This is a genomic window from Streptomyces hyderabadensis (assembly GCF_020404845.1).
Classification (GTDB): Bacteria; Actinomycetota; Actinomycetes; order Streptomycetales; family Streptomycetaceae; genus Streptomyces; species Streptomyces hyderabadensis.
In genome coordinates this window covers 23,938-48,297 of the sequence record NZ_JAIOJZ010000052.1, presented here as the reverse complement: position 1 = coordinate 48,297, position 24,360 = coordinate 23,938, and the positions used below count along the sequence as shown (strand labels likewise).

Sequence of the window (24,360 nt, the reverse complement as noted above, 5' to 3'; positions counted from 1 at the left end):
GCACGCGAAAGGGGCCGGTCACCCCACCCGGGTGACCGGCCCCTTCACATGCCGTGGCGGCTACCGCCGGTGCTGCGAGTCCGCGACCGTGACCTCGACGCGCTGGAACTCCTTCAGCTCGCTGTAGCCGGTGGTGGCCATGGCGCGGCGCAGGGCGCCGAAGAAGTTCATCGAGCCGTCGGGGTTGCGGGACGGGCCGGTGAGGATCTCCTCGATGGTGCCGACCGTGCCGAGGTCGACCTTCTTGCCGCGCGGCAGCTCCTCGTTGACGGCCTCCATGCCCCAGTGGTTGCCCTTGCCCGGCGCGTCGGTCGCGCGGGCCAGCGGGGAGCCCATCATCACGGAGTCGGCGCCGCAGGCGATGGCCTTGGGCAGGTCGCCGGACCAGCCGACGCCGCCGTCGGCGATGACGTGCACGTACCGGCCGCCGGACTCGTCCATGTAGTCCCGGCGGGCGGCGGCCACGTCGGCGACCGCGGTGGCCATGGGCACCTGGATGCCCAGCACGTTGCGCGTGGTGTGGGCGGCGCCGCCGCCGAAGCCGACGAGGACGCCCGCGGCACCGGTGCGCATCAGGTGCAGGGCGGCGGTGTAGGTGGCGCAACCGCCGACGATCACCGGGACGTCCAGCTCGTAGATGAACTGCTTCAGGTTCAGCGGCTCGTGCGAGCCGGAGACGTGCTCCGCGGAGACCGTGGTGCCGCGGATGACGAAGATGTCCACGCCCGCGTCCACGACGGCCTTGGAGAACTGGGCGGTGCGCTGCGGGGAGAGCGCGGCGGCGGTGACCACGCCCGAGTCGCGCACCTCCTTGATGCGCTGCCCGATCAGCTCCTCCTTGATGGGAGCGGCGTAGATCTCCTGGAGGCGGCGGGTGGCGTTGTCGGTGTCCAGCTCCGCGATCTCGTCGAGCAGCGGCTGCGGGTCCTCGTGCCGGGTCCAGAGCCCTTCCAGGTTGAGGACGCCGAGGCCGCCCAGCTCGCCGATGCGGATGGCGGTGGCCGGGGAGACGACCGAGTCCATGGGAGCGGCCAGGAACGGCAGCTCGAAGCGGTAGGCGTCGATCTGCCAGGCGATCGAGACCTCCTTCGGGTCCCGCGTACGGCGGCTGGGGACGACGGCGATGTCGTCGAAGGCGTACGCCCGGCGGCCGCGCTTGCCGCGCCCGATCTCGATCTCAGTCACGTCTGTGGCCTTTCCCTGATGCGTTGCAGCGCCTTCCAGTATCCCCGACGGGTGCGCCGGGGCACCGCAGAGGGCGGCCCCGGATGCTCCGGAGCCGCCCTCGGAAGGCTGCCGCCTGCGGTGCTTACTTACTGCGGCTGTAGTTCGGCGCCTCGACCGTCATCTGGATGTCGTGCGGGTGGCTCTCCTTGAGGCCCGCGGAGGTGATCCGGACGAAGCGGCCCTTGGACTCCATCTCGGCGATGGTGGCGGCGCCGACGTAGCCCATGGTCTGGCGCAGGCCGCCGACGAGCTGGTGCAGGACGTTGGCGAGCGGGCCCCGGTAGGGGACCTGGCCCTCGATGCCCTCGGGCACGAGCTTGTCGTCGGAGGCGACCTCGGCCTGGAAGTAGCGGTCCTTCGAGTACGACTTGCCCTGGCCGCGGGACTGCATGGCGCCCAGCGAGCCCATGCCGCGGTACGACTTGAACTGCTTGCCGTTGATGAACTGCAACTCGCCCGGCGACTCCTCGCAGCCCGCCAGCAGGCTGCCCAGCATCACGGTGTCGGCACCGGCGGCCAGCGCCTTGCCGATGTCGCCGGAGTACTGCAGGCCGCCGTCGCCGATCAGAGGCACCCCGGCGGCACGGGCGGCGAGGGAGGCCTCGTAGATCGCGGTGACCTGCGGGACGCCGATGCCGGCGACGACGCGGGTGGTGCAGATGGAGCCGGGGCCGACACCGACCTTGATGCCGTCCACACCGGCGTCGATCAGGGCCTGGGCGCCGTCCCGGGTGGCGACGTTGCCGCCGACGACATCGACGCCGACGCTCGACTTGATCTTCGACATCCAGCTCAGCGCGTTGCTGTTGTGGCCGTGCGAGGTGTCGACGACGAGGAAGTCCACCCCGGCCTCGGCGAGGGCCTGGGCGCGGTCGAGCGCCTCGGGGCTGGCGCCGACGGCGGCGCCGACGAGCAGGCGGCCCTCCGCGTCCTTGGCGGCGTGCGGGTACTGCTCGGCCTTGACGAAGTCCTTGACCGTGATCAGGCCCTTGAGGACGCCGTCGCCGTCGACCAGCGGAAGCTTCTCGATCTTGTGGCGGCGCAGCAGTTCCATGGCGTCCACGCCGGAGATGCCGACCTGGCCGGTGACCAGCGGCATCGGCGTCATGACCTCGCGCACCCGCCGGGTGCGGTCGGTCTCGAAGGCCATGTCGCGGTTGGTGACGATGCCGAGCAGCTTGCCCGCGTCGTCGGTGACCGGGACGCCGCTGATGCGGAACTTGGCGCACAGGGCGTCGGCCTCGCCGAGGGTGGCGTCCGGGTGGATGGTGATGGGGTTGGCCACCATGCCCGACTCGGAGCGCTTCACCAGGTCGACCTGGTTGGCCTGGTCCTCGATGGACAGGTTGCGGTGCAGGACGCCGACGCCGCCCTGGCGGGCCATGGCGATGGCCATCCGGGACTCGGTCACCTTGTCCATGGCCGCGGACAGCAGCGGGATGTTGACCCGCACGTTGCGGGAGATGCGGGACGAGGTGTCGACCGCGTTCGGAAGCACCGCGGAGGCGCCCGGCAGCAGCAGCACGTCGTCGTAGGTCAGCCCGAGTGTCGCGAATTTCTCGGGCACTCCGTCGACGTTGGCAGTCATGACACCTTCCCCAAATGGCCTTGATCGGTGCGGATGTCCATGCTAACGGGAAGTGGACGTGGCTCATTCCACGATCAAGGAAGCGTGCGGCCTTCGTGCTTTTGTACGAGGCGGACCGGTCCCTGGGCGCCTCGTGAACTACTGCTCCGCCAGCGCCCGCAGCCGGCTCAGCGCCCGGTGCTGGGCGACCCGCACCGCGCCCGGTGACATTCCCAACATCTGGCCGGTCTCCTCGGCCGTGAGGCCGACCGCGATGCGCAGCAGGAGCAGCTCGCGCTGATTCTCCGGGAGGTTGGCCAGCAGTTTCTTGGCCCAGGCGGCGTCGCTGTTGAGCAGTGCCCGCTCCTCGGGGCCCAGTGAGTCGTCCGGCCGCTCGGGCATCTCGTCGGAGGGGACGGCCGTCGAGCCGGGGTGGCGCATCGCGGCGCGCTGGAGGTCGGCGACCTTGTGGGCGGCGATGGCGAAGACGAACGCCTCGAAGGGGCGTCCGGTGTCCTTGTAGCGGGGCAGCGCGAGCAGCACCGCGACGCAGACCTCCTGGGCGAGGTCCTCGACGAAGTGCCGGGCGTCGCCGGGCAGCCGGGACAGACGCGTGCGGCAGTAGCGCAGCGCCAGGGGGTGGACATGGGCGAGCAGGTCGTGCGTGGCCTGCTCGTCCCCGTCTACGGCGCGGTGGACGAGCCCACCCACCGTCCCCTGGTCCGGGGGCGCCTCGTCGTCACGCATCGGTCCATGGTGCCTTGCGGCCGTCCGATCCGTGGCTCCGTGCCCGTTGTTGTGCACCGAAGCGTTATGAGCAGGTGCGCCGGAACTCATCCCCTGCGCCCTCCCCTTCCGCTCGACCGACTCGTCCCCGAGGAACTCCACACCTCAAGGATGCGTCATCCGCGGCGAAACGGGCAGCGGGCATCCGGCGGGTCGCCTTGTCACCCCCGCTCACCTCGCGATAAGCGGGGATCGCCATGCCCCCGACGGGCCCGGTCGGACTCCATCGCACGGGGAGGCCCTAGCGAACCAGGCCCCACCGGAAGCCGAGCGCCACGGCGTGCGCCCGGTCCGAGGCGCCGAGCTTCTTGAAGAGCCGACGGGCGTGGGTCTTGACCGTGTCCTCGGAGAGGAACAGCTCACGGCCGATCTCCGCGTTGGAACGGCCGTGGCTCATGCCCTCCAGGACCTGGATCTCACGCGCGGTGAGCGTGGGCGCGGCGCCCATCTCGGCCGAGCGCAGCCGGCGCGGGGCGAGCCGCCAGGTCGGGTCGGCGAGGGCCTGGGTGACGGTGGCGCGCAGCTCGGCGCGCGAGGCGTCCTTGTGCAGATAGCCACGGGCGCCGGCGGCGACCGCGAGGGCCACGCCGTCCAGGTCCTCGGCGACGGTGAGCATGATGATGCGCGCACCGGGGTCGGCGGACAGCAGCCGCCGGACGGTCTCGACGCCGCCCAGGCCGGGCATGCGCACGTCCATCAGAATCAGGTCCGAGCGGTCGGCTCCCCAGCGGCGGAGGACTTCCTCGCCGTTGGCGGCCGTCGTCACGCGCTCGACGCCGGGCACGGTCGCGACCGCGCGGCGGAGCGCCTCTCGGGCAAGCGGGGAGTCGTCGCAGACGAGGACGGAAGTCATGGCCGTCCTCCGCAGCTGATGCGCGTCACGTTGAGCCTCCAGGCTGGTACGAAATCGTCACCTGTGCGGTCGACCGTCCCGGACGCCCGCCCGAGCACTTGTTCCTTCAACCGCCTCCGCACTCTCAACGATGGTCACTCGAAAGAGTTACGGGGCTGTGTGTCGTCTTCGGCACTCTACGTGAGGGGGCGGCCACGCAGCAGACATGCGCGTGGGACCCGCGCCGTTTCATCACAAGCGGTGCCCCATTCAGCCGCTTTTCTTCCACTTCGCTGGTGTCTGCGGCTAGATTCGCAATGAGTCATATTTTCATCTCCTTAGATCGTAGTTGTACGGTCGTGGACACCGTATCCACCCAGAACGGCTACAAGGGGTCACGCAATGGCAGATTTCTCCCGCCTTCCCGGACCGAACGCGGACCTGTGGGACTGGCAGCTCCTGGCTGCGTGCCGCGGGGTGGACAGTTCGCTCTTCTTCCATCCGGAAGGCGAACGCGGTGCGGCACGGAGTGCTCGCGAGAACTCGGCCAAGGAGGTCTGCATGAGGTGCCCGGTCCGCGCCGAGTGCGCGGCGCACGCGCTGGCGGTGCGTGAGCCGTACGGCGTGTGGGGCGGGCTGACCGAGGACGAGCGCGAGGAGCTCATGGGACGGGCCCGCAACCGCCTGGTGGCGGCGACGGCATCGGCGTCGGCCGGCGGGGAGGCGGCCGCACCTCACTGAAGGAACGTTTCTCTGGAAGAACGCGACGAACGGCTCGGCGCAAGGCTCTCAGGAACCCGCCGCCCGACTCCCCCGCGCGGTCAGCGCGCCGCCGACTGGCGCGCCCCCGCCCGGGCCAGCTCGTCCAGGGTGGCGGTCACCGCCGGCACCTGCGCCAGGTCGGGCAGCGTGAGCGCGACGATCTCCCGCCGCACGGCCGGCTCCAGCGCGACCGTGCGCACTCCCCGGGGACGTACGGAATCCACGGCGAGCTGGGGCAGCACGGCCACGCCCAGGCCCGCGCCGACCAGGCCGGCCACCGCCGGGTAGTCGTCGGTCGCGAAATCGATGCGGGGGGTGAAACCGGCGCCCTCGCACACCTCGACCAGCTGGCCGCGACAGCGCGGGCAGCCCGCGATCCAGGACTCCCGGGCCAGCTCCCCGATGGCCACGGACCCTTCGGTGCGGGCGAGCCGGTGCCCCTCGGGGACCAGCGCCACCAGCCGGTCGGTCAGCAGCGGGCGGACGACCAGGTCGTCCCACTCCTCCGCGCCGGCCGCCCCCTCGTAGCGGAACGCGAGCGCCACGTCGCAGTCGCCCTCGCGCAGCAGCTCGACGGAGTTCGGCGGCTCGGCCTCCTCCAGGAAGACCCGGGTGCCGGGGTGCGCGGCACGCAGCGCGGCCAGGGCGGTCGGTACGAGGGTGGAGCTGCCGCTGGGGAAGGACACCAGCCGGACCCGGCCGGCGCGCAGCCCGGCGATCGCGGCGACCTCCTCCTCGGCCGCCGTGAGCCCGGCGATGATCCCGGCGGCGTGCCGCACCAGCGCCTCTCCGGCCTGGGTCAGCCGCATCTCGCGTCCGGTCCGCACCAGCAGGGGCGTGCCGACGGAAGCCTCCAGGGCCTTCATCTGCTGGCTGACGGCGGGCTGGGTGCAGCCCAGCTCGCGCCCCGCGGCGGAGAAGGAACCGGTCGATGCCACGGCGCGCAGCACGCGGAGATGACGAGCCTCGATCACACCCCGAGGATAAGCGACCCTTTGACCGGACGGCGAATAATGCGTCGCCGCTTTGACCAGGCATGACCTACCGTTCTCGCATGCACCTTCCCGCCATGAGGCTTCTGTCCGTCAACCTGGGCCGCGCGAAGGCGGTGCCGTACACCGACCAGCCCGAGGGCGTCACCGGCATCGACAAGCGTCCGGCCGACGGCCCCGTGCGGGTCGCGGCGCCCGGGGCGAAGGGGGTCGGGGCGAGCGGCCTGGCCGGCGACACGGTCTGCGACACCCGGCACCACGGCGGCGACGACCAGGCGGTGTACGCGGTGGCGCGCGAGGACCTGGACGACTGGGAGCGCGAGCTGGGCCGTGCGCTGCCGAACGGCTCCTTCGGCGAGAACCTCACCACCACCGGCCTCGACCTCGCCGGCGCCCTGATCGGCGAGCGCTGGCGGGTCGGCCCCGAGCTGCTCCTGGAGGTGACGTCCGGACGCATCCCCTGCCGCACCTTCCAGGGCCACATGGGTGAGCCGCGCTGGGTGAAGCGCTTCATGGAGAAGGGGGTGCCGGGCGCGTACTTCCGCGTCCTGGAGCCCGGTGAGATCCGGGCCGGGGACCCGGTGCGGATCGTGCACCGGCCCGCGCACGAGGTGACGGTGGCGCTGCAGTTCCGCGCGGTGACGACCCAGCGGGAGCTGCTCCCCCGGCTGCTCGCGGCGGGCGACGCGCTGCACCCGGAGGCGCTGGCGTCGGCGCGGAAGTACGTGGCGGAGTACGGCGCCTGAACGAAGCGGACCGGCTCGGTCCGCACCCGCGATCCGGCACCCTAACCTTGCGCCATGACAACGGCATTGATTACGGGCTCGACGGCGGGCCTCGGCGCCGCGTTCGCGCGTCGGCTGGCGGCCGACGGACACGACCTGGTGCTGGTGGCGCGTGACACCAAGCGGCTGCGCGAACAGGCCACCGAACTGCACGACCGGCACGGCATCGAGGCGGAGGTGCTGACGGCGGACCTGTCCACGGACGCCGGCATCGACGCCGTGGCCGACCGGCTCGGCTCCCGCCGGAGCCCCGTCGACCTGCTGATCAACAACGCCGGCTTCGGCAACAAGGGCCGTTTCCTGGACGTGCCCATGGCCGACGAGCTGACCATGCTCAAGGTGCACTGCGAGGCGGTGCTCCGGCTGACCTCGGCGGCGGTGGAGGCGATGCGGGAGCGGGGCCGCGGCGGCGTCGTCAACGTGGCCTCGGTCGCCGCCTTCGTCCCGCGCGGCACCTACGGCGCCTCCAAGGCGTGGGTCGTGCAGTTCACCCAGGGCGTGGCGAAGGACCTGGCCGGCAGCGGCGTACGCCTGATGGCCCTGGCCCCCGGCTTCGTGCGCACGGAGTTCCACGCCCGGGCCGGCATGGGCACGGACAACATCCCGGGCTGGATGTGGCTCGACGCGGACAAGGTCGTGGCGGCGGCCCTCGCCGACCTGTCCCGCGGCAAGTCCCTGTCGATCCCCGACCCCCGCTACAAGACCCTGATGGGCGCGGCCAAGCTGGTGCCGCGGGGCCTGCTGGGCGGGATCACGTCGCGGACGGGGCGCAAGTACGGGCCGCAGTAGGGCCGTCGGCGTGATCCGCTGCGGTCCGTCCTGAACCGTGGCGCTTTTCTGAGGCTCGTCAGGTGCGACGCCCCCAGGGGCGCGGGGAACTGCGCGTCCAGCCACAACGGCGCCGCGCCCGGCGACGAACCCGGCGGGGCGGACGCCCCCCGGCACCGGCGCCCCGAAGCAGCGGTGCCCGGCCCCCCGCAGGGGACCGGGCACCGTTCGCTCAGCTCAGCGCAGCGCTCAGTGGGCGTGGCCGTGGCCGTGGCCCGCGGCGGCCGGCTCTTCCTCTTCCTTCTTCTCGACGACCAGGGTCTCGGTCGTCAGCAGGAGGGAGGCGATGGAGGCGGCGTTCTCCAGGGCGGAGCGGGTGACCTTCACCGGGTCGATGACGCCGGCCTTGACCAGGTCGCCGTACTCGCCGGTGGCGGCGTTGAAGCCCTGGCCCTTGTCCAGCTCGGCGACCTTGGAGGTGATGACGTAGCCCTCCAGGCCGGCGTTCTCGGCGATCCAGCGCAGCGGCTCGACGGCGGCGCGGCGGACGACCGCGACACCGGTGGCCTCGTCGCCGGTCTTGCCGAGGTTGCCCTCCAGCACCTTGACGGCGTGGACCAGCGCGGAGCCACCACCGGAGACGATGCCCTCCTCGACCGCGGCGCGGGTCGCGGAGATGGCGTCCTCCAGACGGTGCTTGCGCTCCTTCAGCTCCACCTCGGTGGCGGCGCCGACCTTGATCACGCACACGCCGCCGGCCAGCTTCGCGAGGCGCTCCTGGAGCTTCTCGCGGTCCCAGTCGGAGTCCGTGGCCTCGATCTCGGCCTTGATCTGGTTGATGCGGCCCTCGACCTCGTCGCGCTTGCCGGCACCGTCGACGATCGTGGTGTCGTCCTTGGTGACGGTGATGCGGCGGGCGGTGCCGAGCACGTCCAGGCCGACCTGGTCGAGCTTGAGGCCGACCTCCTCGGAGATGACCGTGGCGCCGGTCAGGACGGCCATGTCCTGCAGCATCGCCTTGCGGCGGTCGCCGAAGCCGGGCGCCTTGACGGCCACCGCGTTGAAGGTGCCGCGGATCTTGTTGACGACGAGGGTGGAGAGCGCCTCGCCCTCCAGGTCCTCGGCGATGATCAGCAGCGGCTTGGAGGCGTTGGCCTGGATGACCTTCTCCAGCAGCGGCAGCAGGTCCGCGATGGAGGAGATCTTGCCCTGGTTGATCAGGATGTACGGGTCGTCGAGGACGGCCTCCATGCGCTCCTGGTCCGTCACGAAGTACGGCGACAGGTAGCCCTTGTCGAAGGCCATGCCCTCGGTGAAGTCCAGTTCAAGACCGAAGGTGTTGGACTCCTCGACGGTGATGACACCGTCCTTGCCGACCTTGTCCATCGCCTCGGCGATCAGCTCGCCGACCTGCTGGTCCTGGGCGGACAGCGCGGCCACGGCGGCGATGTCGGACTTCTCGTCGATCGGGCGGGCGGTGGCGAGGAGGTCCTCGGAGACGGCCTTGACGGCGGCGTCGATGCCCTTCTTGAGCAGCGCCGGGGAGGCACCCGCGGCGACGTTCTTCAGGCCCTCGCGCACCAGCGCCTGGGCGAGCACGGTGGCGGTGGTGGTGCCGTCACCCGCGATGTCGTTGGTCTTGGTCGCCACCTCCTTCACCAGCTGGGCGCCGAGGTTCTCGTACGGGTCCTCGACCTCGACCTCACGGGCGATGGTGACGCCGTCGTTGGTGATGGTGGGGGCGCCGAACTTCTTGTCGATGACGACGTTGCGGCCCTTGGGGCCGATCGTCACCTTCACGGTGTCGGCGAGCTTGTTGACGCCGCGCTCGAGGGCGCGACGGGCGTCCTCGTCGAACTTCAGGATCTTCGCCATGGGAGCGTGAGCCCTCTTCCGGAAATCTTGGGGTTATACGGCACTGCGCCCCCGACGCCCGGCTACCTGTGGGTTGCGGGGGCCAGGGGCGCAGTTGAGAAGCAGGATGCTTCGGTGAATTACTTCTCGACGATCGCGAGCACGTCGCGGGCCGAGAGGACGAGGTACTCCTCGCCGTTGTACTTCACCTCGGTGCCGCCGTACTTGCTGTAGAGCACGACGTCGCCGACGCTGACGTCGAGCGGAAGACGGTTGCCGTCCTCGAAGCGGCCCGGGCCCACGGCCAGGACGACGCCCTCCTGGGGCTTCTCCTTGGCGGTGTCCGGAATGACCAGGCCCGACGCCGTGGTCTGCTCGGCGTCGAGCGGCTGGACCACGATGCGGTCCTCGAGCGGCTTGATGGCAACCTTGGAGCTGGTGGTCGTCACGATCCGACCTCCCCCTTCGGAGATCTCACGGGGTTAACTGTCTGAGGTGGCGACCAGGTGGATCCGTCGTCGCGGGTGCCGGACCTGCCCGTCGCGTAGTTGGCACTCTCCACTGGGGAGTGCCAGAGCCGAGACTATGACTGGGATTAGCACTCGGTCAAGCGGAGTGCCAATGCCTGCGGCGCGTCGGCGGGGTTTTCTGGTGAACGCCGGTTTGTGGGGGCACCCTGCGTGGGTGCGGGCGGCGGTGGGGCTGCCGCCCCCCAGACCCCCGCTTCGGCCCTGAACGGGCCTCGTCCTCAAGCGCCGGACGGGCTGGAGGATGCCGGCCGGCATCAAGAAGCCGGCATCAGGAAGTCAGAGGTAGTCCTCCAGGTTGCCCACCCTCAGCCCCTGCCCCTCGATCGTCTCCAGCAGGCGTTCCGTGCGGGCCGTCAGGTTCGCGGCCGTCGGGTGGTCCGGGTCCACGGCGATGATGTCGCCGGGGTGGAGGCGGTGGTCGCCGCGGGTGTAGGTGAGGTCGCCGCCGGCGTCGAGGGTGGCGCGCCACAGGACCAGGGCGGTGATGCCGCAGTCGGCGGCGGCGCGCAGGGTCGTGGTGTCGTACGTGCCGTGCGGCGGGCGGAAGAGGCGGGCGCGGACGCCGAAGCGGGACCTGAGCTTGGTCTGCTGGCCGCAGATCTCGGCGCGCTGGCCGGCATAGGGCAGGCCGCGCAGGGAGCGGTGGTCGAGGGTGTGGTTCTGCAGGCTCGCGCCGAACGGGCGCAGCCGGGCGAAGTCGCCGTACGCCGGACCGGCGACGGTGTCGGTGAGGAACAGGGTGACCGGGAGCCGCCGTTCGCGGACCAGGCCGGCGAAGGCCGGGTCGCGCTCGGCGCTGTCGTCGTAGGTGAGGAAGACGACCGGGTCGTCGGTGCGGACGTGGTCCACGACGGGCGGCAGCCGGCGCCCCCGGTCGGCGCCCTGGGCGGGGTCCCCGGCCGCCGCCGCGGGTCGGGCGGGGGAGGCGGGGCGGTCGCAGGCGGCGAGCGGGAGCAGCAGGGCGGCCAGGGCGGCGCCGGCCGGACGGAACCGCCCTCGCCTCACAGGTAGTCCTCCAGGCGGGCCACCGCGTACCCGTCGGCGGTGATCCGGTCCAGGAAGCGGCGGACCATGTCGGTCATGGTGCCGTCCCAGTCGTCGGTGCCCCGGAAGTGGGTGAGGACGATGTCGCCGGGGTGCAGGTCCTGGTCCCACTCGCGGTACTCCCAGTGGTCGACGTACACCTCCTCGCTCCAGATCGGGGCGTACTCGATGCCGCAGGACTTGGCGGCGCGCAGGGTGTCGCGGTTGTAGTTGCCGTAGGGCGGGCGGAAGAGGACGGGGCGCTTGCCGTAGTGCTTCTCCAGCACGTCCTGCATGCCGCAGATCTCCCGCTTCTGCTCCTCGTAGGACAGGGCGGGCAGGTAGGGGTGGCTCAGGGTGTGGTTGTTGAGGGTGACGCCGCGGGCCTGCATCTTCTTGAAGTAGCCGTAGTCGTCCTTGATCTCCTCGTCGGTGAGGAAGACGGTGTACGGGATCTTCAGCTCGCTCATCATCCGCAGGAACGCCGGGTCCTTCTCGGCGCCGTCGTCGATGGTGAGGAAGACGATCTTCTCCTTGGTGGGGACCGTGGTGAAGACCGGCGGCAGCGCGTCCTCCTCCTGGCCGTCGACCTCGAAGCCCTCGCGGGCCTTGATCTCCGGCTTCTTCGCCGGCGGCGCGGGCGCCGTCAGGGGGACCTTCTTGAGGTCCCAGCGCTTGGCCGCGGCGGCCAGGGCGGCCCGGGCCTCGCGCGCCTTCGCCGCGCCGTCGACGGCGCGGGCGGGGGGCGCCTCCGGCGCCTGCTGGCCGGCGGCGCCGCGCACCCCGTGTCCGTCGCCCTGCGCGCAGCCGGCGGCGAGAGCGGCGAGGACGGCGACAGCGAGGGCGGCGGTGGGACGAGGTGCCCGGGACCCGCGACGCGACGCCCGACTTTTGTCATTTTGTACGACTTCTCGCATGGTGCCGGATCTTCGCAGTCCCCTGCCGCCGAACCCCGCCCGACACCGCGCCGGAGGCACACCATCCACCGACTGGCCCACAATGACCCGGTGAACGACCTCGACCTCCTCCTCACCCCCGAAGGCCGCGCGCTCCTCGACGAGGTGCGCGACACCGACCCCGCGCGCGAGCTGGCGGTCGCGACCCGGCTGCGGCGCACGCATCCCGTCGAGCTGGTGTCGGCGGCGCTCGGGCAGGCCCGGCTGCGGCAGCGCGCGGCGGCGAAGTTCGGGGCCGAGGACGCCGGGCGGATGTTCTTCACGCCCAACGGGGTGGAGCAGTCGACGCGGGCGAGCGTGGCGGCGTACCGGGCCGGGCGGTTCGCCGCGCTGGGCGTGACCTCCGTCGCCGACCTGTGCTGCGGGATCGGCGGCGACGCGATCGCGCTGGCCCGCGCCGGGATCCGGGTGCTCGCCGTCGACCGGGACCCGGTCACGGCCGCGGCGGCCCGTGCCAACGCCGGGGCGCTGGGGCTCGGCGAGCTGATCGAGGTGCGCGAGGCGGATGTCTCGGAGGTGGACACAGCGGGGTACGACGCCGTGTTCGTCGATCCCGCGCGCCGGGGCGGGCGGGGCCGGATCTTCGATCCCGAGGCGTACTCGCCGCCGTTGTCCTGGGCCGTGCGGGCGGCCCGTACGGCCTCCCGGGCCGCCGCGCTGAAGGTGGCGCCCGGCATCCCGCACGAGGCGGTGCCCGAGGACGCCGAGGCGGAGTGGATCTCCGACGGCGGGGACGTGAAGGAGGCCGTGCTGTGGTTCGGGACCGGCGCGGCGCCGGGGGCGGTGCGGGCCACGCTGCTGCCCGGCCCCCGCACCCTGCCCGGCACGGGCCTGCCCGACCCCGGGGTGCGCACGCCCGGCCGGTACCTGTACGAGCCGGACGGCGCCGTCATCCGGGCCCACCTGGTCGCCGAGGTCGCCGCGGACCTGGACGGCGGGCTGCTCGACCCGACCATCGCCTACGTCACCGCCGACGAGCTGCGCAGCACGCCGTACGCCACCGCCTACGAGATCACCGACCGGATGCCCTTCAACGTCAAGAAGCTGAAGGCGCTGCTGCGGGAGCGCGGGGTCGGGACGCTGACCGTGAAGAAGCGGGGCTCGGCGGTGGAGCCGGAGGAACTGCGGAAGAAGGTCAAGCCGGAAGGGCCGAACGCCGCGACCGTGTTCCTGACCCGGGTCGCGGGGGCGCCGACGATGCTGATCGGGCATCCGGCGGGTTAGGGCCTGTCCGGCCCTAGTCGGCCGCCTCCCGGGCGCGGCGCAGCAGGAGCGCGCGTTCGCGTGCGTTGCGGGTCAGGGACGCGGCGCGTTCGAACTCCGCGCGCGCCTCGGCCGTACGGCCCAGGCGGGCCAGGAGGTCGCCGCGGACGCTGGGGAGCAGGTGGTAGTCGCGCAGGGCGGGTTCGGCGGCGAGGGCGTCGACGAGGGCCAGGGCGGGGGCCGGACCCTGGGCCTTGGAGACGGCGACCGCGCGGTTGAGTTCCACGACCGGGGACGGGGCGCGGGCCGCCAGCAGGCCGTAGAGCGTGGCGATACGGGGCCAGTCGGTCTCCTCGTAGGTGTGGGCCGTGGCGTGGCAGGCGGCGATCGCGGCCTGGAGGACGTACGGGCCCGGGGCGCCCGAGCCGGTGGTGGCGCGGGCGTGGTCGAGGGCGGTGACGCCGCGGGCGATGAGCAGGCGGTTCCAGCGGTGGCGGTTCTGGTCCTCCAGGAGGACCGGCTCGCCGTCCGGGCCGGTGCGGGCGGCGGTGCGCGAGGACTGGAACTCCAGCAGCGCGGTCAGGCCGTGGACCTCGGGTTCCTTCGGCATCAGGGCGGACAGGACGCGGGCCAGGCGCAGTGCGTCCTCGCACAGGGCGGGGCGGAGCCAGTCGTCGCCCGCGGTGGCCGCGTAGCCCTCGTTGAAGATCAGGTAGATGACCTCGAGGACCGAGCCGAGGCGGGCCTCGCGGTCCGGTCCGTACGGCACCTCGAAGTCGATGTTCTTCCTGGCCAGGGTGCGTTTGGCGCGCACGATGCGCTGGGCGACGGTCGGTTCGGGGACGAGGCAGGCGCGGGCGATCTCCGGCGTGGTCAGACCGCCGAGCAGCCGGAGGGTGAGGGCGATGCGGGCCTCGGCGGACAGCACCGGGTGGCAGGCGGTGAAGACCAGCCGGAGCAGGTCGTCGTCGATGTCCTCGGGGCCGGCGGGCTCCTCGGGCGGCGGCGCCGAGGCGGGCAGGTCCCGGCCGATCTCCGCGAGCTTGCGGGCGTAGGTCTCCCGGCGCCGGATCAGGTCGACGGCGCGGCGGCGGGCGGTGGCCATGAGCCAGGCGCCCGGGTTGTCGGGCACGCCGTCGCGGGGCCACTGCTCCAGGGCCGCGACCAGGGCGTCCTGGGTGAGTTCCTCGGCGATGCCGACGTCCCTCACGAGCCGGGCCACGCCGGCGATGACCCGGGGCGACTCCAGCCGGAAGACGGTTTCGAGGGCGGCGGTGGGCTGCGGTTCCACAGCCCACCATGCAACACCCTCGGGCCGCCGGGGCAAAACGGGGCGCGGCTCGCGCTGCGGCGGCTCAGCCCTCCATCAGCTCGCGCACCTCGCAGGTCACCGTCCAGTACTCCTCGTGGGTCTTCAGGAACCGCTTGGTCCACTCGATCGCCTCGGCCCGGTCCTTGGCCTGGAGGAGGGAGTAGCCGCCGATGACCTCCTTGGTCTCGGTGAAGGGCCCGTCGGTGACGGAGAGCTGCCCGCCCTCGTAGTGGACGCGGGCGCCCTGGGCGGTGGGGGTCAGGCCGGCCGTGTCCAGCAGGACGCCGGCCTTGGTCATCTCCTCCATCAGCTTCTCCATCCGCTGCACCAGCTCGGGGCTGGGGCCGCCGGACAGGGCGTCGGACTCCTCGATGCGGATCAGCGACAGGAAGCGGGGCATGGTGACTCCTCGGTGGTTCCGGTGCCGGGTCCCTCCCGGCCTCTCACCCCTGCGTCGAACGGGAGGGCCGTGGATCGACACCCGCCGCGAGATTTCCCGGAGAATCTTTCAGCGCAGCGATTCCCACAGGTCGGCCGCTTCCGGCTGGTCCGCCACCACCCGGTTGGGGTCGGAGGGCGCGGGCAGCACCGGCATGGTCAGCGTGCGTACGTCGTCCGCGCCGAGGTCCCCGAGGCTGCGGCCCAGGTCCGTCAGCTCGCCCAGCGAGTCCAGGCCGGTGTCGGTGGTGAGGCTGCCGGTGAGCGCGTCGGCGACCTGGTAGAGCTTGGCGGGGTCGGTGAGCAGGTCGGTGGCGGAGATCTGCTCCAGCAGCGCCTTGACGAGCTTGTGCTGGAGCTCGATCCGGGCGAGGTCGCTGCCGCCCGCCAGCCCGTACCGGGTGCGGGCCAGGCCGAGCGCCTCGGTGCCGTCGAGGTGGTGGGTGCCGGCGTCCAGGTGCAGATGGCTCTTGTCGTCGTCGATGTCGACGTCCGTGGTGACCGTGACCCCGCCGAGCGCGTCGACCAGGTCGGCGAAGCCGGAGAAGTCGACCTCGACGTAGTGGTCCATGCGCACGCCGGTGAGCGTCTCGACGGTCTTCACGGCGCAGACCGGGCCGCCCAGTTCGTAGGCGGTGTTGAACATCGCGCCGCTCGCCTCGCGGGTCGTGCCGCCGGACGGCAGCGGACAGGCGGGCCGCTCGACGAGCGTGTCGCGGGGGATGCTGACGACGGTGGCGGCGGTGCGGCCCGCGTCGAGGTGGACGACCATCGCCGTGTCCGAGCGGGCGCCGCCGCTGTCGCCGCCGCCGAGTTCCCGGTTCTCCTCGCCGCTGCGCGAGTCGGAGCCGAGGACGAGGAGGTTCAGGGCGCCGGTGGGCACCGGGGAGGCGGCGGGCGAGGTGGAGGGGACGGTGACCGGTCGTGCGGGGCGGTCGTCGCCGAGCGCGCCGTTGATGTCGACGCTCTTGATGTTGCCGTTCAGGTGCCAGTAGGCCCAGCCCGCCGCTCCGGCCCCGAGCAGCAGGGCGGCGGCCAGTGCCAGTACGGCCGCCCGCAGCCCCCTGCGGCGGCCGGCCCGCCCGTCCTGTCCGCCCCGCGCCGCCATGCGTCAGCCCCCGCCCCGCCCGTTTCGTTCGCGTCCCCACCCGGATGCCCCGCCGGAAGGAACATAAGTCCGAATTATTGAAACTGGAACAGGTGGGTCGGACTTCTGCGGAATTTCTCAGACTGGGGGCCGGCCCGCTCTCCCCTGTCAGCCTTGCCCCTCCTGGGGCGGCGCCGTGCTGCTGCGCACCTCCAGGCTGGTGGCCAGCTCCACCCGGGTGGCCGTCGAGGAGCCGTCGTCCCGGCCCAGGTCCAGCACCAGCCGGGCCGCCGCCTCGGCCATCTCCATCAGCGGCTGGCGCACGGTCGTCAGCGGCGGCCCCACCCAGCGGGCCACCGGCAGGTCGTCGAACCCGACCACGCTCAGGTCGTGCGGGATGCGCAGCCCCAGCTCGCGCGCCGCCTCGTACAGGCCGAGCGCCTGGAGGTCGTTGCCGGCGAAGACGGCGGTCGGCCGGTCCGGGCGGCGCAGCAGCTCCAGGCCCTGGCGGTAGCCGGCCTCGTGATGGAAGTCGCCGGTCACGATCAGGCCGGGGTCGACGGGCAGCCCCGCGGTCTCCAGGGCGGCGCGGTAGCCGTCGACGCGGGCGCGGCTGCACATCATGCGGGTGGGTCCGCTGATCGCGCCGATGCGGGTGTGGCCGAGGTCGACCAGGTGCCGGGTGGCGGCGAGGCCGCCCTGCCAGTTGGTGGCGCCGATGGACGGCACGTCGGCGCCCGGGTCACCGGCCGGGTCCATCACCACGAACGGGATGGAGCGGCTGGTGAGCAGGGCCCGCTGGGACTCGTCGAGGCCGGACAGCACGAGGATCACGCCGTGCGGGCGGCGGGCGGCGACCTGGTCGGCCCAGGTCCGGCCGGGCGTGAGGCGGCCCGCGCTCTCGGAGAGCACGACGCTGAGCCCGGCGTCCCTGGCCACGTTCTCCACGCCGCGGATGACCTCCATCGCCCAGGCGCTCTCAAGCTCGTGGAAGACCAGGTCGATCAGGGGCGAGCGGGTGGACTCGGCCCGCCTGCGCCGGTAGCCGTGGACGCGGAGCAGCTCCTCGACGCGGGCCCGGGTGGACGGGGCGACGTCGGCGCGGCCGTTGAGCACCTTCGAAACAGTCGGCGCCGACACACCGGCCTCACGCGCGATCTCGGCGAGGGTAGCGGTCTGCGGGGACCGCTTTTGCGTCCGGGTTTCAGCGGGCTGCGGAGATGTCATGGCGGCGATCGTAACCCCACGAGGCCGCCTGACGAAGGGGACGACGACCCGAAGGCCACCGGAACATTCGGTGCAGCCGCCGAATCATTCGGCCCGGCTGTCGCTTCTGCCGGCCCGCTCCGCGTCGTCCTCGGCCGACTCGAACCGCCAGCGGTGCACCGCCCGCGCCACCAGCGCCCCGTCCGGTTCGGGCAGCTCCGGGAGTTCGGCGTCGTACGCGGCGTCCCACCAGGTGATGACGAGGACGCGGTCCTGCGGGGCCCGCAGGGTCTCCCGGCGCAGCGGCCGCAGCGGCAGCTCCTGGCGCCGCGCCCAGGCCAGCAGCTCCCCGCCCCGGCCGGGCACGGCCCGCGCCTCCCACATCAGCGCGACGGTCACGAGTACAAGTTCTCCTTGCTCACTTCGTGGACGTGGTCGTGGCCGTGGTGGCCGTGCGGGTGGCCCTGGCCCGGCACGTGCGGGTCGGTCACCGGGAGGGAGGAGTCCGCGGAGAGGTCCCAGTCGGAGGCGGCCCGGTTGCGGGCGACCATCTCGGCGCCGAGCGCGGCGACCATCGCGCCGTTGTCGGTGCACAGCTTGGGACGCGGCACCCGCAGCCGGATGCCGGCCGCCTCGCAGCGCTCCTGGGCCAGCGCCCGCAGCCGGGAGTTGGCGGCCACGCCGCCGCCGATCATCAGGTGGTCGACGCCCTCGTCCTTGCAGGCCCGCACCGCCTTGCGGGTCAGCACGTCCACGACCGCCTCCTGGAAGGAGGCCGACACGTCGCGCACCGGCACCTCCTCCCCCGCCGCCCGCTTCGCCTCGATCCAGCGGGCCACGGCCGTCTTCAGACCGGAGAAGGAGAAGTCGTACGCCGGGTCGCGCGGACCGGTCAGACCGCGCGGGAAGGCGATCGCGTCCGGGTCGCCCTCGCGCGCGTACCGGTCGATGACCGGGCCGCCGGGGAAGCCGAGGTTGAGCACCCGGGCGATCTTGTCGAAGGCCTCGCCGGCCGCGTCATCGATGGTGGCGCCGAGCGGGCGGACGTCGGAGGTGATGTCCGTGGAGAGGAGCAGGGAGGAGTGGCCGCCGGAGACCAGCAGGGCCATCGTCGGCTCGGGCAGCGCGCCGTGTTCGAGCTGGTCGACGCAGATGTGCGAGGCGAGGTGGTTGACCCCGTACAGCGGTTTGCCGAGCGCGTAGGCGTACGCCTTGGCCGCCGAGACGCCGACCAGCAGGGCGCCCGCGAGGCCGGGACCCGCGGTGACGGCGATGCCGTCGAGGTCGCGGGGGCTCACCCCGGCCTCCTTGAGGGCGCGGTCGATGGTCGGCACCATCGCCTCCAGGTGGGCGCGGCTCGCCACCTCCGGCACCACACCGCCGAAGCGGGCGTGCTCGTCGACGCTGGAGGCGACGGCGTCGGCCAGCAGGGTGGTGCCGCGCACGACACCGACGCCGGTCTCGTCGCAGGAGGTCTCGATCCCCAGTACGAGAGGCTCGTCGCGTGAGTCAGCCATGGTTCTCGGTTCCTCGTTCGGTTCCCGGTACGGAGGTGGACGGGTCGGTCAGGCGCATCACCAGGGCGTCCACGTTCCCCGGCTGGTAGTAGCCGCGTCTGAAGCCGATGGGCTCGAAGCCGAAGCGCTCGTAGAGGCGCTGGGCGCGGGTGTTGTCCACCCGGCACTCCAGGAGCACCTCGGTGCACTCGAAGTCGGTCGCCGCGCGCAGCAGCTCGGTGAGCAGCCGCGCGCCGAGGCCGGTGCCCCAGTGGTCGCGGGCGACGGCGATGGTCTGCACGTCGGCCTGCTCCCCGGAGGTGACCAGCCCCGCGTAGCCGACGACGTGGCCGGCCTCCTCGGCGACCAGGTAGCGCCGGGTCGCCCCGGGCCCGCGCGCGTGCGCCAGCTCGGACCAGAACATCCCGCGCGACCAGGCGTCCTCCGGGAACAGCTCGCGCTCCATGCGCAGCACGGGGTCGATGTCCCACCAGCGCATCTCGCGCAGTACGGCGGGCGGCGCGGGCTCGGCGGTGGCTGGCTCGGTCACTTGGGGGTGACCACCTTGTAGTTCTTGGGGACCTGGGCGTCGGGCCGGCGCAGGTAGAGCGGCCGGGGCGCGGGCAGCTCCTCGCCGGCCGCCAGCTTCTCGGCGGCCAGCCGGGCCAGGGCCGCGGCGGACACGTGCTCCGGCTCGTGCACCCGGGGGAAGGTGTCCGGGTACAGCAGCGCGCCCGCGCCGACGGCCGGGAGCCCGGCGACCTGCCCGGCGATGTCGGCGGGCCGGTCGACGGCCGGGTCGGTGAGGCGGGTGCGGGAGTCGGCGTACCGCGCCCAGTAGACCTCTTTGCGGCGGGCGTCGGTGGCCACCACGAAGGGGCCCTCCAGGTCGGCGGCGAACGCGAGGCCGTCCAGCGTGCACAGGCCGTGCACGGGCACGCCGAGCGCGAGCCCGAAGGCGTCCGCGGTCATCAGGCCGACGCGCAGCCCCGTGTACGGGCCGGGGCCGATGCCGGCGACGATGCCGGTGACGGCGTCGAGCCGCAGGCCGGCCTCGGCGAGCACCCGGTCGACGGCGGGCAGCAGCAGCTCACCGTGGCGACGGGCGTCGACCTGGCTCGACGAGGCGAGGACGTCCGTGCCGTCGTGCAGCGCGACGGTGACGGCGGGTGTGGCGGTATCCAGAGCGAGCAAGAGCACGCAAACAGCCTACGGCGCCGCGCGACCCGCGTCGGACGCCCTGTGGACAACCCGGGTGCGCCCGGCCGCCCCGCCCGGACAGTTCCGTGTCGCACACCGCGTCCACCCGGTCACGTACTGCTACCGTCGCCCGGGGGCAGGGCACGCGGGACGCATGAGTACGACGACGAGTCCGACGCACGAGTACGACGACGAGGTGGTCGCCAGTGGCAAGCAGCAGCGCCGGTATCGTCACCGGCCTCACGGCGGCGGCCCTCGTGACCATCGGCGTCCTCGCCCACCAGGCGTCCGTCAGCGCCCCGGAGGAGCTGGCCCCGGCCCGGGCCACCAGCAGCCCCGCCCCGGGCGCCGCCAAGGCGCCGCGCGACAAGCGCCACCCCGACGCCCTGCCCGCCATGTCCGGAACGGGTGAACGGGTGGTGTACTCGGTGGACGACGACCGGGTCTGGCTGGTCGGCCCCGGCAACAAGGTGCAGCGCACCTTCGAGGTCACGCCCAGCACGGTCGACCCGGCCCCGGGCGCCTACACGGTCACCTCCCGCTCCAACCGGATCACCGGGTCCGACGGCATCCCGGTCGAGCACGTGGTGCGCTTCGCCGGCGCCCAGGGCGTGGCCATCGGGTTCAGCGCGGCGGTCGACGGCTCGACGACCCCGCCCGACCCGGACCGGCCCACCGGCGGCATCCGCGAGTCACGCGCGGACGGCGACGCGATGTGGAAGTTCGCGACGATCGGACGACAGGTTGTCGTCGTCCCCTGACGACGCGCGGGCCGCCCCGTCGCGGGCACCGGCTGCCCCGCCGGGCCCCCGCGGGGGTGTCAGGCGGCCTCGCGGTGGCCGTGGAGGTCCTGCTGGTCGCGCTGCTCCTGGTCGTCGTGGCCCCGCTGCTCGTGGTGGCCCTGCTGGTCGCGGACCGGCCGGCGGGTCTCCGGTTCGGGGGCGCGGGGCGGCGTCGAGACCGCCGTCGCGGCGGCGCAGGAGGCGAGCAGGTCCCGCATCGACACCCCGGCGGGCGCGGGCGGCTGCGGCCTCGGGCGGCCCTGCGGCCGGGCCTGGGACGTGGACGACATGGACGCCTCCTGAAGCTCGGGGGCGGCGTAGTAAGGCATGCCTAACTACGAGCTGAGTACCATGTGACCACGCCCGAGTCCCGGAACGCAATCTTTTGCCGACGTCTTGTCGGAAATCCGGCGGGAGCCGGCCCCGCCCGCGCGGCTCAGCCGGCCAGCACGCGCACGTCGGCCGTGGCCCACCGCTCGCCGAGCCCGGTCACCGTCACGTGCCGCACCTCGTCGGTGGTGTCGCCGACGGCCCGCTCGATCCGGACCCGCAGCCGGTCCTCGGTCAGCTCCTCGACCTTGCCCTCGCCCCACTCGACCACGATTACCGAGTCGGACAGGGAGACGTCGAGATCGAGGTCCTCCATCTCGTCCAGGCCGCCGGACAGCCGGTAGGCGTCCACGTGGACGAGCGGCGGACCGTCGCCGAGCGCGGGGTGCACCCGGGCGATCACGAAGGTCGGGGAGGTCACGGCGCCCCGCACGTCGAGGCCCTCGCCGAGCCCCCGGGTCAGCGTCGTCTTGCCGGCGCCCAGCTCCCCGCTGAGCATCACCAGGTCACCGGCGCGCAGGAGCCCCGCGAGCCTGCGGCCCAGCTCCCGCATCTGCTCGGGCGAGGTGACGGTGATCTCGACGTCGGGCGCGGACACGGCGGACCCGGAGGGCTCAGCCGGGCCCTGCGCTGCTGCTGGTGCTTCCATAGCCGTCCACGGTAGCCGCTGTAGGCACCGCGCCCGCGCGGGCGAGCAGGTCGGCGAGGCGGTCGGTGACCAGCTCGGGGTGTTCCAGCATCACCAGGTGCCCCGCGTCGGGGACCAGCACCAGCTCGGCGTCCGGCAGCAGACCGGCGATGGCCTCGCTGTGCTCGCTCGGTGTCACCAGGTCCCGCACCCCGGCCAGGACCAGCACCGGGAGACCGGCGAAGTGGGCGAGGGCCTCGGTCTTGTCGTGGTCGTTGAAGGCCGGGTAGTACTCGGCGACGACGTCGATCGGCGTCGACTCGATCATCCGCTCGGCGAACCGGGCCACGGCCGGGTCCACGTCCCGGGACGCGAACGAGTACCGCTTGATGATCCCGGCGAACAGGTCCGCCGTCGCCCGCCGTCCCCGCTCCACCAGCTCGGCCCGCTGCCCCAGCGCCCTGAGCACGCCCGGCAGCACCCGCCGCACCGCGTTGACGCCGGCCACCGGCAGCCCGAAGTTGACCTCGCCGAGCCGCCCGGACGAGGTACCGACGAGGGCGACGCCGACGACGCGCTCGCGGACCAGGTCGGGGAAGGCGTCGGCCAGGGCCATCACGGTCATGCCGCCCATCGAGTGCCCGACCAGCACGAGCGGGCCCTCGGGCGCGGCCGCGTCGATGACCGCCTTGAGGTCGCGGCCCAGCTCCTCGATGCTGACCGGCCGGTCGTCCCGGGTCTGCGTCACGCCCCGCCCGGACCGGCCGTGGCTGCGCTGGTCCCAGTAGACGCTGCGGACCACGCCCCTGAGGGCGGCCCGCTGGAAGTGCCAGGAGTCCTGGTTGAGGCAGTAGCCGTGGCTGAAGACGACGGTGACGGGCGCCGGCGTCCTGCGGCCGAACAGCCGCCTGCGGCGCGGGGCGCGGTCGGCCTCGGCCGCCGGGTCGAGGTCGTCGACCTCGTAGTACAGCTCGGTGCCGTCCTCGGCGTACGCCTTGCCCGGGGTGCCGCGCAGTCCGCCGTACGGGCCCGCCGAGTCGAGGGCGAGGCGGGCCTTCTGGCGCATCCCGCGGCCGACGGTGAGCCGCTCTATCGCCACTCCGGCCGCGGCACCGGCCGCGACCACGCCTATCGCGACCCCGGCGATGCCGGTCGCCCGGCGCCAGCCGCCGGCGGCGACCTCGCCGGCGGCCTCCGTGGCGGAGGCGACGGCCGCCGCGACGGCCTCCCCGCTGCTCTCGCTCACGTACACCGCTCCTCTTCGCCTGGTCCGCCGGTTCACCGGGCCGCTGTGCGCCTACCCGCCGCCGGTCGCCGTGTCACCCGGACGCGCGTCACAGGGGACCGTCACTCGTTCCGGTGACTCGTTCTCGTCAGTCGTTCCTGTCACTCGTCGACGTAGACGCGCGGCACGCGGCTTCCGATCCGGGTGACGATCTCGTACGCGATGGTGCCCGCCGCCTGGGCCCAGTCCTCGGCGGTGGGCTCGCCGCGGTCGCCGGGCCCGAACAGCACCGCCTCGGCGCCCGGCTCGGGCCGGTCACCGCCGAGGTCGACGACGAACTGGTCCATCGCGATCCGCCCCGCGACCGTGCGCCACTTGCCGTCGACCAGGACGGGGCCGGTGGAGGAGGCGTGGCGCGGGATGCCGTCCGCGTAGCCGAGCGGGACGAGGCCGAGGGTGGTCTCGCCGGGGGTGGTGTAGTGGTGCCCGTAGCTGACGCCGTGGCCGCCGGGGACCTGCTTGACCAGGGCCAGCGAGGCGGCCAGCGTCATCACGGGCCGCAGCCCGAAGTCGGCCGGGGTGCCGATCTCGGGGCTGGGCGAGACGCCGTACATCGCGATGCCGGGCCGCACCAGGTCGAAGTGGGTGCCGGGGAGGGTGAGGGTGGCCGGGGAGTTGGCGATGTGCCGCACCTCGGGGCGCAGTCCCTGCCGCTCGGCGTACGCCGTCATCTCCCGGAAGCGGGTGAGCTGCGCGGCGATGGAGGGGTGGCCGGGCTCGTCGGCGCAGGCGAAGTGGGACCAGAGCCCGGTGACCCGCAGCAGCCCCTCCCGCTCGGCGCGCAGCGCGGCCGCGACCAGCTCCTCCCAGTCCGCGCCGGGCTGGCAGCCGTTCCGGCCGAGCCCGGTGTCGGCCTTCAGCTGGACGCGCGCGGGCACCCCGGCCGCCCGGGCCGCCTCGGTGACCTCCGCCAGGGCCCACATCCCGCTGACGGACACGTCGAGCCGCGCCTCGACCGCCTCCCGCCAGGGCCCGCCGGGCGTCCACAGCCAGCACATGATCCGTACGTCGTCCGGCAGTCCGGTCCCCGCCGCCCGGAGCGCGAGGGCCTCCTGCGGGGTGGCGGTGCCGAGCCAGGTCGCGCCCGCCTGGACGGCGGCGCGGGCGCAGGGGACGGCGCCGTGGCCGTAGGCGTCCGCCTTGACGACGGCCATGACGGCCGCCCCGGGGGCCCGTTCGCGCAGGGCGCGGACGTTGGCCCGCAGGGCGGCCAGGTCGATCTCGGCCCGGGCGCGCAGTACCGCGTCCCGCCGAGCAGCTGTCTCACTCATCGTGCCCCCAGTCTCTCAGAGCACCGGGCCGCCCCCGCCC

Annotated in this window: 26 protein-coding genes; 5 read left to right on the top strand and 21 right to left on the bottom strand. The window is 73.1% G+C overall.

The features are described from left to right. Nucleotides 1-60: 60 nt before the first annotated feature. The 4 genes from K7854_RS30310 to K7854_RS30295 form a co-directional block, all read right to left on the bottom strand. Nucleotides 61-1,185: a GuaB3 family IMP dehydrogenase-related protein gene (locus K7854_RS30310; RefSeq protein ID WP_052839813.1), complete on the bottom strand. Its 1,125-nt coding sequence runs from the start codon at nucleotides 1,183-1,185 to the stop codon at nucleotides 61-63. Between the two features lie 124 nt (nucleotides 1,186-1,309). Continuing rightward, on the bottom strand, nucleotides 1,310-2,815 hold the full coding sequence (gene guaB / locus K7854_RS30305; protein WP_226029739.1) for an IMP dehydrogenase: 1,506 nt from the start codon (nucleotides 2,813-2,815) through the stop codon (nucleotides 1,310-1,312). 138 nt (nucleotides 2,816-2,953) lie between these two features. Further along, entirely contained in the window at nucleotides 2,954-3,541 is a 588-nt protein-coding gene (locus K7854_RS30300; protein WP_031034860.1) for a sigma-70 family RNA polymerase sigma factor, read from the bottom strand. 280 nt (nucleotides 3,542-3,821) lie between these two features. Then, nucleotides 3,822-4,433 carry a response regulator transcription factor gene (locus tag K7854_RS30295; RefSeq protein ID WP_003948568.1) on the bottom strand — a complete coding sequence of 204 codons (612 nt, stop codon included), beginning with the start codon at nucleotides 4,431-4,433 and terminating at the stop codon, nucleotides 3,822-3,824. 381 nt (nucleotides 4,434-4,814) lie between these two features. On the opposite strand from K7854_RS30295, the gene K7854_RS30290 reads away from it, so the two are divergent. Further along, nucleotides 4,815-5,153 carry a WhiB family transcriptional regulator gene (locus K7854_RS30290; protein ID WP_029394253.1) on the top strand — a complete coding sequence of 113 codons (339 nt, stop codon included), beginning with the start codon at nucleotides 4,815-4,817 and terminating at the stop codon, nucleotides 5,151-5,153. Nucleotides 5,154-5,233: 80 nt separating this feature from the next. Here the strand turns inward: K7854_RS30290 and K7854_RS30285 are convergent, their stop codons facing one another. Then, nucleotides 5,234-6,148, bottom strand: coding sequence for a LysR family transcriptional regulator (locus K7854_RS30285; RefSeq protein WP_226029738.1), 915 nt, complete (start codon nucleotides 6,146-6,148; stop codon nucleotides 5,234-5,236). A 95-nt stretch (nucleotides 6,149-6,243) separates the two neighbouring features. Here K7854_RS30285 and K7854_RS30280 point away from each other — a divergent pair, with 95 nt between their 5' ends. Both K7854_RS30280 and K7854_RS30275 read left to right on the top strand, forming a co-directional pair. Beyond that, on the top strand, nucleotides 6,244-6,912 hold the full coding sequence (locus K7854_RS30280; protein WP_226029737.1) for an MOSC domain-containing protein: 669 nt from the start codon (nucleotides 6,244-6,246) through the stop codon (nucleotides 6,910-6,912). Nucleotides 6,913-6,966: 54 nt separating this feature from the next. Continuing rightward, complete coding sequence (locus K7854_RS30275) at nucleotides 6,967-7,740, top strand: SDR family NAD(P)-dependent oxidoreductase (RefSeq protein WP_226029736.1); 774 nt, start codon at nucleotides 6,967-6,969, stop codon at nucleotides 7,738-7,740. Nucleotides 7,741-7,968: 228 nt separating this feature from the next. On the opposite strand, the gene groL is transcribed toward K7854_RS30275, so the two are convergent. The 4 genes from groL to K7854_RS30255 all read right to left on the bottom strand — a co-directional run bounded on the left by groL (nucleotide 7,969) and on the right by K7854_RS30255 (nucleotide 12,043). Further along, entirely contained in the window at nucleotides 7,969-9,594 is a 1,626-nt protein-coding gene (gene groL / locus K7854_RS30270; protein ID WP_226029735.1) for a chaperonin GroEL, read from the bottom strand. A 119-nt stretch (nucleotides 9,595-9,713) separates the two neighbouring features. Continuing rightward, nucleotides 9,714-10,022, bottom strand: coding sequence for a co-chaperone GroES (groES, locus tag K7854_RS30265; RefSeq protein ID WP_003974211.1), 309 nt, complete (start codon nucleotides 10,020-10,022; stop codon nucleotides 9,714-9,716). 357 nt (nucleotides 10,023-10,379) lie between these two features. Next, nucleotides 10,380-11,108: a polysaccharide deacetylase family protein gene (locus tag K7854_RS30260; protein ID WP_226029734.1), complete on the bottom strand. Its 729-nt coding sequence runs from the start codon at nucleotides 11,106-11,108 to the stop codon at nucleotides 10,380-10,382. Next, nucleotides 11,105-12,043: a polysaccharide deacetylase family protein gene (locus K7854_RS30255; RefSeq protein WP_226029733.1), complete on the bottom strand. Its 939-nt coding sequence runs from the start codon at nucleotides 12,041-12,043 to the stop codon at nucleotides 11,105-11,107. The genes K7854_RS30260 and K7854_RS30255 overlap by 4 nt, the downstream gene beginning before the upstream one ends. A 90-nt stretch (nucleotides 12,044-12,133) precedes the next feature. Between K7854_RS30255 and K7854_RS30250 the strand changes: the two genes are divergently transcribed. Beyond that, nucleotides 12,134-13,306 (top strand): THUMP-like domain-containing protein, encoded by a 1,173-nt coding sequence (locus K7854_RS30250; protein WP_226029732.1) that lies wholly within the window; start codon nucleotides 12,134-12,136, stop codon nucleotides 13,304-13,306. A gap of 13 nt (nucleotides 13,307-13,319) precedes the next feature. Here K7854_RS30250 and K7854_RS30245 read toward each other — a convergent pair whose 3' ends face one another. The 8 genes from K7854_RS30245 to tsaB all read right to left on the bottom strand — a co-directional run bounded on the left by K7854_RS30245 (nucleotide 13,320) and on the right by tsaB (nucleotide 20,024). After that, the gene (locus tag K7854_RS30245) at nucleotides 13,320-14,576 is read right to left on the bottom strand and encodes an RNA polymerase sigma factor (protein WP_226029731.1); all 1,257 of its coding nucleotides are present in this window, start codon (nucleotides 14,574-14,576) and stop codon (nucleotides 13,320-13,322) included. A gap of 64 nt (nucleotides 14,577-14,640) precedes the next feature. Then, nucleotides 14,641-14,997, bottom strand: a complete 357-nt coding sequence (locus K7854_RS30240; RefSeq protein ID WP_226029730.1) for a YciI family protein — start codon at nucleotides 14,995-14,997, stop codon at nucleotides 14,641-14,643. Nucleotides 14,998-15,105: 108 nt separating this feature from the next. Continuing rightward, entirely contained in the window at nucleotides 15,106-16,143 is a 1,038-nt protein-coding gene (locus K7854_RS30235) for an LCP family protein (RefSeq protein WP_226029729.1), read from the bottom strand. A gap of 147 nt (nucleotides 16,144-16,290) precedes the next feature. Continuing rightward, on the bottom strand, nucleotides 16,291-17,349 hold the full coding sequence (locus K7854_RS30230; protein ID WP_226029728.1) for a LacI family DNA-binding transcriptional regulator: 1,059 nt from the start codon (nucleotides 17,347-17,349) through the stop codon (nucleotides 16,291-16,293). Between the two features lie 84 nt (nucleotides 17,350-17,433). After that, nucleotides 17,434-17,727, bottom strand: a complete 294-nt coding sequence (locus tag K7854_RS30225; protein WP_226029727.1) for a hypothetical protein — start codon at nucleotides 17,725-17,727, stop codon at nucleotides 17,434-17,436. Then, complete coding sequence (gene tsaD / locus K7854_RS30220; protein WP_226029726.1) at nucleotides 17,724-18,845, bottom strand: tRNA (adenosine(37)-N6)-threonylcarbamoyltransferase complex transferase subunit TsaD; 1,122 nt, start codon at nucleotides 18,843-18,845, stop codon at nucleotides 17,724-17,726. Before tsaD ends, K7854_RS30225 begins: the two co-directional genes overlap by 4 nt. Further along, nucleotides 18,838-19,374, bottom strand: a complete 537-nt coding sequence (rimI, locus tag K7854_RS30215) for a ribosomal protein S18-alanine N-acetyltransferase (protein ID WP_372481089.1) — start codon at nucleotides 19,372-19,374, stop codon at nucleotides 18,838-18,840. The genes tsaD and rimI overlap by 8 nt, the downstream gene beginning before the upstream one ends. Next, nucleotides 19,371-20,024: a tRNA (adenosine(37)-N6)-threonylcarbamoyltransferase complex dimerization subunit type 1 TsaB gene (tsaB, locus tag K7854_RS30210; protein WP_226029725.1), complete on the bottom strand. Its 654-nt coding sequence runs from the start codon at nucleotides 20,022-20,024 to the stop codon at nucleotides 19,371-19,373. The genes rimI and tsaB overlap by 4 nt, the downstream gene beginning before the upstream one ends. Nucleotides 20,025-20,230: 206 nt before the next feature. Here tsaB and K7854_RS30205 point away from each other — a divergent pair, with 206 nt between their 5' ends. Next, the gene (locus K7854_RS30205) at nucleotides 20,231-20,785 is read left to right on the top strand and encodes a hypothetical protein (protein ID WP_226029724.1); all 555 of its coding nucleotides are present in this window, start codon (nucleotides 20,231-20,233) and stop codon (nucleotides 20,783-20,785) included. A 59-nt stretch (nucleotides 20,786-20,844) separates the two neighbouring features. Here K7854_RS30205 and K7854_RS30200 read toward each other — a convergent pair whose 3' ends face one another. From K7854_RS30200 to alr, 4 genes are all read right to left on the bottom strand, one after another. Next, complete coding sequence (locus K7854_RS30200; RefSeq protein WP_226029723.1) at nucleotides 20,845-21,096, bottom strand: hypothetical protein; 252 nt, start codon at nucleotides 21,094-21,096, stop codon at nucleotides 20,845-20,847. A 146-nt stretch (nucleotides 21,097-21,242) separates the two neighbouring features. Beyond that, the gene (gene tsaE / locus K7854_RS30195) at nucleotides 21,243-21,785 is read right to left on the bottom strand and encodes a tRNA (adenosine(37)-N6)-threonylcarbamoyltransferase complex ATPase subunit type 1 TsaE (protein ID WP_226029722.1); all 543 of its coding nucleotides are present in this window, start codon (nucleotides 21,783-21,785) and stop codon (nucleotides 21,243-21,245) included. Continuing rightward, nucleotides 21,751-23,010, bottom strand: a complete 1,260-nt coding sequence (locus K7854_RS30190; RefSeq protein WP_226029721.1) for an alpha/beta fold hydrolase — start codon at nucleotides 23,008-23,010, stop codon at nucleotides 21,751-21,753. Before K7854_RS30190 ends, tsaE begins: the two co-directional genes overlap by 35 nt. A gap of 140 nt (nucleotides 23,011-23,150) precedes the next feature. Beyond that, the gene (gene alr / locus K7854_RS30185) at nucleotides 23,151-24,320 is read right to left on the bottom strand and encodes an alanine racemase (RefSeq protein WP_226029720.1); all 1,170 of its coding nucleotides are present in this window, start codon (nucleotides 24,318-24,320) and stop codon (nucleotides 23,151-23,153) included. Between the last annotated feature and the right edge of the window lie 40 nt (nucleotides 24,321-24,360).